The 8510-nt window shown below is 57.0% G+C and carries 8 protein-coding genes; 4 read left to right on the forward strand and 4 right to left on the reverse strand.

Going from position 1 to position 8510, the window contains the following annotated elements:
• Nucleotides 1-24: 24 nt before the first annotated feature.
• From MHM85_RS10020 to MHM85_RS10030, 3 genes are read right to left on the reverse strand one after another with little or no spacing between them, the layout of a single operon-like run.
• On the reverse strand, nt 25-1326 hold the full coding sequence (locus MHM85_RS10020) for an amidohydrolase (RefSeq protein ID WP_239285812.1): 1302 nt from the start codon (nt 1324-1326) through the stop codon (nt 25-27).
• Nucleotides 1327-1345: 19 nt separating this feature from the next.
• The gene (locus tag MHM85_RS10025; RefSeq protein ID WP_239285814.1) at nt 1346-2800 is read right to left on the reverse strand and encodes a sodium:solute symporter family protein; all 1455 of its coding nucleotides are present in this window, start codon (nt 2798-2800) and stop codon (nt 1346-1348) included.
• Entirely contained in the window at nt 2793-3005 is a 213-nt protein-coding gene (locus MHM85_RS10030; RefSeq protein ID WP_139525930.1) for a DUF3311 domain-containing protein, read from the reverse strand. Before MHM85_RS10030 ends, MHM85_RS10025 begins: the two co-directional genes overlap by 8 nt.
• A gap of 167 nt (nt 3006-3172) precedes the next feature.
• Here MHM85_RS10030 and MHM85_RS10035 point away from each other — a divergent pair, with 167 nt between their 5' ends.
• Entirely contained in the window at nt 3173-4060 is an 888-nt protein-coding gene (locus MHM85_RS10035; protein WP_139525929.1) for a LysR family transcriptional regulator, read from the forward strand.
• 40 nt (nt 4061-4100) lie between these two features.
• On the opposite strand, the gene MHM85_RS10040 is transcribed toward MHM85_RS10035, so the two are convergent.
• A complete protein-coding gene (locus MHM85_RS10040) occupies nt 4101-5006 on the reverse strand; it encodes a LysR family transcriptional regulator (protein ID WP_219862161.1) in 906 nt (301 codons plus the stop codon).
• A 203-nt stretch (nt 5007-5209) separates the two neighbouring features.
• Here MHM85_RS10040 and salA point away from each other — a divergent pair, with 203 nt between their 5' ends.
• The 3 genes from salA (at nt 5210) to catC (ending at nt 8302) form a co-directional block, all read left to right on the forward strand.
• Entirely contained in the window at nt 5210-6508 is a 1299-nt protein-coding gene (salA, locus tag MHM85_RS10045) for a salicylate 1-monooxygenase (protein ID WP_239285816.1), read from the forward strand.
• A gap of 339 nt (nt 6509-6847) precedes the next feature.
• Nucleotides 6848-7963, forward strand: a complete 1116-nt coding sequence (locus tag MHM85_RS10050; protein WP_044630237.1) for a muconate/chloromuconate family cycloisomerase — start codon at nt 6848-6850, stop codon at nt 7961-7963.
• A gap of 48 nt (nt 7964-8011) precedes the next feature.
• The gene (catC, locus tag MHM85_RS10055; RefSeq protein WP_189463586.1) at nt 8012-8302 is read left to right on the forward strand and encodes a muconolactone Delta-isomerase; all 291 of its coding nucleotides are present in this window, start codon (nt 8012-8014) and stop codon (nt 8300-8302) included.
• The last annotated feature ends 208 nt before the right edge of the window (nt 8303-8510 follow it).

The following is an 8510-nucleotide window of genomic DNA, read 5'->3' on the forward strand; positions in this document are numbered from 1 at the left end:
ACTGCCGTTTCGTTTTTAACGCTGCTACGTTAGATATGCCATTGCGCCTACGACCATGGCTTCGATACCTGTGCGCAGTGTTACGTCATTGCCTGGGAAGTAGTAGGGCGAATGAGGCATTTCTAGATGACGCATTTTCTGTGAGACGTTCGTTCCTGGGGTGTTTGCCCAGCGTTCTGCGGGGGTGGAGCCAATAAACCAGTACACGTATGGAATATCCTCGCCACCAAAACCGGCTGCTTTTGCATTCCCAAAAAACGGAAAATCCTCGCTGCCGTTAAGCCGTGGCATGTCATAAAGGTTGGCGTCACCGAAATGCTCTGCGTGGGCGCGACGTACATGCTCAACCGCTATCGCGTCGTTGTTCAAGGCGATGGTTTCATTGAGCACCTTTAAGGTCGGGGGCTTGGGCGCTCTTCCCGCATCGCACTCCGCACGAACGATACGCTCGATCGACTCAACCACTTGGCTGTGTAATGCGTCATCAAAGCTGCGGATATTGATCTCAAGCTCTGCCGAGTGCGGAATGATGTTGGCCTGGGTGCCAGCGTGAAGCTTGCCAACCGTGACCACCACGGTCTCCTCCGGCGGAACCTCGCGAGCAACGACGGTCTGCAGGCGGGTGACCACATGGGCGGCAATGACCACGGGATCCACCGTTTGGGCGGGCATGGAGCCGTGGCCCCCGTTGCCGTGTATGGTAACGGCCAAATTGGTACAAGCGGCCATAGCGCTACCCGGACGGTGTCCAACGGTGCCTGCAAGAGCGGGCATATTGTGCTGGCCAAGAATAATGTCTGGGCGAGGGAAGCGCGTATAGAGGCCGTCATCAAGCATTGCTTTTGCCCCGCCAAATATCTCCTCGGCGGGCTGACAAATCAGCATCAAGGTGCCGACCCATTGCTCCCTTAGTCCTGCCATGACGGCCGCGGTGCCGACGATGCAGCTGCTGTGTAGGTCATGTCCGCAGGCATGCATCAATGGCACTTCACTACCCGTTTCTGAGGTGGCCATTTCACAGCTGGCAAAATCTAGCCCCGTTTCTTCCTTGATGGGTAAGGCATCCATATCGCCGCGGAGCATGACGGCAGGGCCCTTGCCGTTGCGCAGCAATGCCACGACACCCGTACCGCCAACGTTGCGGCTCACCTCATAGCCAAAACTTTCCAAAGCGTCGGCGAGCCGTGCGCTGGTCTTATGTTCCTGAAAGGGCAGCTCGGGCGTTTGATGTAACTGGTGGTAGAGCGACTGAATATCGTCGAATGCTGCCTCTAGTCGAGAGGCGATGGCACTCTTTAAATCTAAGTGATCTGTCTGGATACTCATGCTGTTCTCCTGGCACTTCTTAAGTATGGGAAGGGGTGGGGTTGGTAACAGTGGGCTTGGTGAGCCACTGCCAAACCACCACGACAGCGACGTTGAGCAGCATCGCCCAGACGCCAGCGTGCCAGCCAAAAGGTGAGCTCCAGGCGAATTCCATCAACAGGTAGGCCACGCTGCCGAAAAGAGCACCCGCCATCACGCTGGCGCGGCGCAGCTGTGGCATGAACAGCGCGCCGATCACCATAGGGAATAGCTGGACAATCAACCCGTAAGCGCCGAGTAGCAGCAGTACCAGGGATGAGGGGTTAGCCAGTGCAAACAGGTAAGCAATCAGCGACAGGCCGAGTACGCTCAAACGTGTTGCGCTGACGACCGCCTTCTCGCTGGCGTCTTTCATCATGGTTGGGCCGACCACATCGCGGACTAATACCACCGCCGCGGTATGCGCTAAGTTGGCGCCGGTCGACATAGCGGCGGCCAGCGCGCCAGAGAGCATTAAGCCGATAACCCAGGGCGAGAAGTTGGCCACGTCCATCACCATGCGCAGTAGCACTGTGTCGGAGCGCTCTAACGGTGTGTCAGCAAACACTATGATGCCAGCAAAGCCAATAAACAGCAGCGGTACCAGTAGGTAGGCGTAGAGGGGGTAAAAGACGCTGACTTTGCGCAGCGTTTTGCCGCTATCAGCCGAGTAGAACTTCATAAACAGATGCGGCCACATGGCGCCGCCGAACGCGCTGACCAATACCGCCGTGCTGAAGTAGCCCCAGTTCATGCCCGTTGCGCCTGGCATGGTGAGGTACTCGGGCATCGTCAGTTGGATTTGGCTGAACATGTCGCCCACGCCGCCGTAGAGGCGTTCGGAGATGCTAAGACCCAGGAACCAAGCGATGGCTATCATCATGATGCCCTGAATGAGGTTGGTCCAACCGATGCCGTTTAGGCCACTACAGAAGACATAAGCAGCAACCACTAAGAAAGCCAGCAGCGCACCCAGCCAGAAGGGGATCACCCCATCCGTTGCTGCCTGAAACAGCAGGCCTGCACCGGCAATCTGGATGGTGAGGTAGGGCACCAGTGCTAACACGCCAATCACGCCCGCCAACATGCCCAGCGATTTGCTTTGGTAGTAATCGGCAATCATATCGCCTTGGGTGAGGTAACCTCGCTCGCGACCTAGCTTGGCTAAACGCGGCCCCATGGCCCAGATGGTGATGGGAACCAGGGAGAGGTAGGCGAGAATATAGAAGGCTGGCGCGCCATGCTGATAGCTCCAGCCCGGAGCGCCCAGGAAGGCGAAAGCGGAGAAGATTTCAGCGCCAAGAATGAAGAACAGGATCACGACGCCCACGTGGCGACCGCCCGCGACATAACCTTCCAAGCTGGAGTTTTCCTGACCGCGAGCGCGAAGCCCCACCCATAGAATCAAGGCGAGATAGGTCAAAGTGATGCCGACAACAATGATCGAATCATTCATGGCGTCCACCTCCGTGGCGAACGGCAAAGGCGACCCACATGCCGATAAATAGGATCAGCATCCATAGGATGTACCAGAAAAATAGAAAGGGCAGTCCGAGCACGGTGGGTTCGATACGATTGGCGATCAGTGCGCCGGGCCAGATCATCGCCAGGGTGCACACCGCAAAATGCAACCCCGTTACAAGGTGGTACTTGTTGTTCATAGCAGAGTCCTGCTCGCCATGGCGAGTCTTGTTATGAGTTGTTGCGTCACTATGAAACAAGAATAGAGATACCAAAAATATAGATTTTAGATGCTAGCCATATCATATGGGTATGTTAAGTAGTAAGTTGAAGAAGAAAAGTGACTGATTGGGGGGAGATAACAACAATGGAATTTCGCCAGTTGGAGTACTTTATTGCCGTGGTAGAAACAGGCTCAATTTCCGCTGCTAGCCGGAAAGTGTATGTTGCGCAGCCAGCGCTGACTCGCCAGATGAGGTTGTTGGAAGAGGATGTAGGTACCCAGCTTCTATATCGCCATGCTCGGGGGATTCGGCCGACGGTTGCGGGGCAAGCACTTTATAGTGAAGCCACACGGATGCTAGACGAGCGCTCTGATATCAAAGCGCGACTACTGGCACTTGGTAGCGGTCAAACGGGCAAGCTCAGTCTAGGAGTCACCGTCACGCACTTATGGGTTCCCGGAGTAGCTAAGCTCATGGGCGGCTATCGTGGTCGCTTTCCTCATGTGGCGCTGGATGTCTTTCCGCTACTTTCCGGCCCACAGTTGGATAGGCTGCAACAGGGCACCCTTGATGTCGGTATTCTTTATCTTGATGATCATGCACAGTCAGATATCGAAGCACGTTTACTCCAGCACGACCACCTGATACTTGCCGTCCCCACTACCTCGACATGGGTGCAAGTGCCACCTAAAAAACTAGCAGAGCTTGCCGATGCTGAATTTGTCTGGGGGTACCGCAGCATTTCACCGGTCTATTACGATCGGGTGGTGGCGCACTTTTCGCGGTTCAACTTTGAGCCTCGTGTAGTGCAGTATGGCGCTGATAATATTACGATTCTTAGCATGGTGGCGGCTGGATTAGGGTTGGCAATCGTACCGGCCGCTAGCCGAAGTCACCCCATGCCCGGCATTCATTTTATTGAGCTGGATGAGCTAACCGCCTGCGATATGCCACTGTGGTTAGCGTGGCGAGCTGGTAATGTATTGCCGGTGCTCGATAATTTTATCCAAATGGCGACAGAGGGGTTTTAACAAGACCGTCCTCTTTAAGGCAGATGCCGCTCTAGGTGGCTTACTCGGAAAACATGCTAAATATAACCCCCCTTAGCCAGCGGTTGCCGGGGTCTTGATGGAAACGGCGATGCCAGAAAAGATTGATGGGAATGTCTGGAAAGGCCAGCGGGTGCTCGCGAACGGTGAGGCCAAATCGTTCGCAAGTCGCTTCGGCCAATTTATTCGTAACCGTCACAACGAGATCGCTGCTGCCCACGATGTAGGGAATGGCAGCGAAATGCGGCAGCGTCAATCTCACCGGGCGCTGAATGCCCGCGTTGGCGAGCTGCTCCTCTACCACGCCATGACCGGTACCGCTCGCGACGATGACGGCATGATGGGCCGAACGAAACTCCTCGAGACCAAAATCGCCCGTGGCGAGTGGGTGGTTGTCACGCATCAGGCAAACATAGCGCTGCTCGAATAGCCGCTGTTGATAAAAGCCAGCGCCCAGCTGCGGTATCAGCCCAACGGCTAGATCGATCTGCCCCTCTTCCATCTCATACTTCAGCGCGTGATGGCTGCTGCGAGCGGTGTGGAGCGAGACGCTGGGAGCCACCTGGGATAAATGCTGCAGTAAACGGGGCAGGAAAACGATTTCCCCAATGTCGGTCATGTTGAGGTGAAAGGTACGGCTACTAAGGGCTGGGTTGAAATCGTTGTGTAGGTTCAGCGTGTCATTCACTTTCCCTAACGCGTCGGCAAACCCGGGATAAAGCTGGCTTGCGCGGGGCGTGGGCTGTAACCCTTGCGAGGTGCGTTCGAAGAGTTCGTCGTTCAATAGAAGACGTAAACGCTTCAAGGCATGGCTGACCGCAGGCTGGGTAATGCCCAGGCGTAGCGCGACACGCTGTGTGTTTTGCTCTTGGTAGAGCAGATCGAACACCACCAGCAAGTTGAGATCGATATCGGCAAGCTTGATCATCACAATGGCCTCTGACGGGCATGCGACGATTGTCTACTTCTGTCGCGGAGTGCTAGCTCAACTCTTTGTTTCATATAGTTATTAGCGCCGTTTATAGTTTACATGAAGAGGGCTGTGTGGTGACCGTTGCCTCCTCCTAATAGCGTTATCAGTAGAGCGTGAGGCTCGACATGATAACGATACACTGTGAAAGGGAGTGAAGCATGCACGTCAAACATACCCAGCCAAAACGTCTCTCCATTGGCATTGTGGGGGGCGGGATCGGTGGCGTCGCCTTTGCCGTTGCGCTGTCGCGAGATAGCGGCCTTGATGTCCAGCTATTCGAAGCCGCTCCCCAGTTCTCCGAAATCGGCGCTGGGGTCTCCTTTGGCCCCAATGCGGTACGAGCCATTCAGCTGTTGGGGTTGGAAGCGGCCTATCAACGTATTGCCGACGCCTCACCAGCCCCCTTCGAAGATGTGTGGTTCGAGTGGCGCCGAGGCAGTGATGATACCTACTTGACGGCCAGCCTAGCGCCGGACGTTGGACAATCCTCGGTACACCGTGCCGACTTCCTGGATGCGATCGTGGCCCATCTGCCGAAAGGCATCGCGCATTTCGGCAAACGCTGTGTCGCGGTGACGCAAGACGCCGCTAGCGCCACTGCCCACTTCGATGATGGCACGCACTTTACGGGGGATGTCATCATCGGCTTTGACGGCATCAAATCGGCGGTTCGCTCCCATGTATTACCGCCCGACCAGTTTGGCGATATTGCGCCCTTCTGGAGCGGTACTTACGCGTATCGTGGCATGATCCCCACCCACACCTTAGAGACAGCGCTCGAGGCTAACGGCAGCGAGAAACGTTTGGCATGGGTGCCGCAAATGTATCTCGGTAAAGATCGCCATATTTTGACGTTTCCGGTCAAACAGTCACAGCTCGTCAACGTCGTAGCCTTCATCACGGACCGCTCGGTTCCTCACCCGCGACTACTCGACGGGGAGGAGTGGGTTCAGGCCGTCAGCCAGCAGGAAATGTTACAGGTCTTCGACGGCTGGAGCCCGGCTTGCCAGGCCATTCTCGCATCCATCGCCGAACCAACGCGCTGGGCGCTGCATGAGTTGCCCGAGCTTCCCTTCTATCGGCGCGAGCGGGTCATGGTGGTCGGCGATGCCGCCCATGCGCTCGTGCCCCACCAAGGGGCGGGGGCCGGACAGGCGCTCGAAGATGCCTACGTGCTGGCGACGCTACTGACAGACGTCCGCTGCGATCACCGCCCCGTGAGCGATGTGTTGGCCGCTTTCGAGCACGTGCGCCATGCACGCACGTGTCGAGCGCAGCGCACCTCCCACGACGCTGGCGATGTCTATGAATATTCGGGAAAAGGCATTGGGGGCGATGAGACTAAGCTCATCCACGACCTGGAACACCGCTTCGATTGGCTGTGGAATCACGATCCACACGACGATGTCATTGCGGCTCGGAAGTATCTCGAAACCGTATCTCGAGACCGTCTCTAGAAATACCGCTTGAGGCGAGTGCGCGTCGAGCAACACGCTTGGATCATTCTTTTGTCTTATGGCGCGCTCTATCACGGCGAAGTGATTGCGTGGCTCTTTAACACGCGGCTGCGTATCGATACGCGCTTTATTCGGCGCTGAGCGCCCCTGGCGAGGGCACGTCTCGTGCAGCGGCTCTCGCGCTCGGGGTTATGGGAAAAAAGAGGCTGAATAGCCGAGCCCGTCATGCGCTTGTGATACCTCCTTGGTATGGACGCGCACTTAAACAATATTGGTTCCGGCTTGCACGGGCACGCAAACTGCTCGATAGCGAAACGATTGCCTGATGCCGGAGCTGCCATGTCAACTGTTATCCAACGAATAGAGACGCTGCTGGTCGATTTACCGACCATCCGTCCTCACAAACTCTCGATGACCACCATGGCCTGCCAGACCATGGTGATCATTCGCATGCATCACTCAGACGGTATCGAGGGGCTGGGCGAAGGCACGACCATCGGCGGTCTAGCCTATGGCCCGGAGAGTCCCGAGAGCATCAAGCGCAACATCGATACGTACTTGGCACCTCTACTGATTGGTCAGCCTTCCCATAACGTTCACCACGCCCGCGCGCTGCTCAATCGGCACGCTCGCGGCAACATGATCGCTAAATCCGCACTGGAAATGGCGCTGCTCGATGCCCAAGGCAAACGCCTGGGGCTGAGCGTGGCCGAGCTGCTGGGAGGCGTGCGTCAGGATCATATCCCCGTGCTATGGACGCTCGCGAGTGGCGATACCGCGAAAGATATCGATGAAGCCATGCTGCGTTTAGAGCAGCGTCGGCACTGCGACTTCAAATTGAAAATCGGTGCCAATCCCGTGGGCCAGGACGTCCGCCACGTAGCGGCCATCAAGGAGGCCTTGGGAGACCGGGCGAGCGTGCGCGTCGATGTCAATCAAGCGTGGGACGAATCCACCGCCGTTCGCGGTATTCAGGCGTTACAAGAGGCGGGCATCGAGTTGATCGAGCAGCCCATCGGCGCGCGCGAGCATGCGGGATTGGTGCGTTTGGCGAACCGCTTCAATGTGCCCATGCTCGCCGATGAGGCCGTCCAGGATGCGCGCGACGGCCTTGATTTGGTATGCGGCGGCTTCAGCGGAGCCTTTGCACTGAAACTCGCCAAGTCGGGCGGGATTTACGGCGCACTGGAGCTCGCGCATGTCGCCCAGGCGGCCGGCATCGGCCTGTATGGCGGCACCTTGCTGGAAGGCACGATCGGTACCGCCGCGTCGCTGCATACGTGGGCAACGCTACCGACCATGACCTGGGGAACGGAAATGTTCGGCCCGCTCTTGCTGCAAGACGATATCGTGGTGTCGCCTCTCGACTACAGCGAATTTGGGGTGGCCTTACCGCCTGGGCCAGGTCTGGGGATCACCTTGGATGAAGATAAGTTGGCGCACTACGCGCGCTAGCCAACGCGCCACACGCAAAGACCGGAAACGAAAAGGAGAGCCATCGATATGCTGTTTCAAGTCGAGATGACCGTCAAATTGCCGACCGATATGCCCGCCGAGCAGGCCGCGAATATCAAGGCAACCGAAAAAGCGTACTCCCAGGACCTGCAGCGCCAAGGCAAATGGCGCCACCTGTGGCGGGTGGCCGGTAGCTACTCGAACGTCAGTATCTTTGACGTGGAGGACAATGCCGAGCTTCAAGAGCTGGTCAGTAACCTGCCACTGTTCCCCTACATGGAGATCAGCGTCAAGCCGCTTTGCCGCCACCCCTCGTCCGTACGTGACGACGACAGCTAATGCTCGGCGGAGCGCGCCAAGGTACTGAGCCATAACATCTATAATAATGTAGCGAGCTATCTCATGACCGTAAAAATCTTCGACACGCCCGAGGTTCAAGACTTTCTCAACGCCGTGGCCGGCCTGGACCAGGCAGGCGGCAACGACCGCGCCAAGCAGATCGTGCATCGCCTGGTGGGCGACCTGTTCAAACTGATCGACGACTTCG

The organism is Halomonas sp. McD50-4 (assembly GCF_022348135.1).
Lineage (GTDB): Bacteria > Pseudomonadota > Gammaproteobacteria > Pseudomonadales > Halomonadaceae > Vreelandella > Vreelandella piezotolerans.

Excerpts from the sequence above, each read along its gene's own strand:
- MHM85_RS10020 (WP_239285812.1), bottom strand. The coding sequence starts at position 1,326 with ATGAGTATCCAGACAGATCACTTAGATTTAAAGAGTGCCATCGCCTCT.
- MHM85_RS10025 (WP_239285814.1), bottom strand. The coding sequence starts at position 2,800 with ATGAATGATTCGATCATTGTTGTCGGCATCACTTTGACCTATCTCGCC.
- MHM85_RS10030 (WP_139525930.1), bottom strand. The coding sequence starts at position 3,005 with ATGAACAACAAGTACCACCTTGTAACGGGGTTGCATTTTGCGGTGTGC.
- MHM85_RS10035 (WP_139525929.1), top strand. The coding sequence starts at position 3,173 with ATGGAATTTCGCCAGTTGGAGTACTTTATTGCCGTGGTAGAAACAGGC.
- MHM85_RS10040 (WP_219862161.1), bottom strand. The coding sequence starts at position 5,006 with ATGATCAAGCTTGCCGATATCGATCTCAACTTGCTGGTGGTGTTCGAT.
- salA (WP_239285816.1), top strand. The coding sequence starts at position 5,210 with ATGCACGTCAAACATACCCAGCCAAAACGTCTCTCCATTGGCATTGTG.
- MHM85_RS10050 (WP_044630237.1), top strand. The coding sequence starts at position 6,848 with ATGTCAACTGTTATCCAACGAATAGAGACGCTGCTGGTCGATTTACCG.
- catC (WP_189463586.1), top strand. The coding sequence starts at position 8,012 with ATGCTGTTTCAAGTCGAGATGACCGTCAAATTGCCGACCGATATGCCC.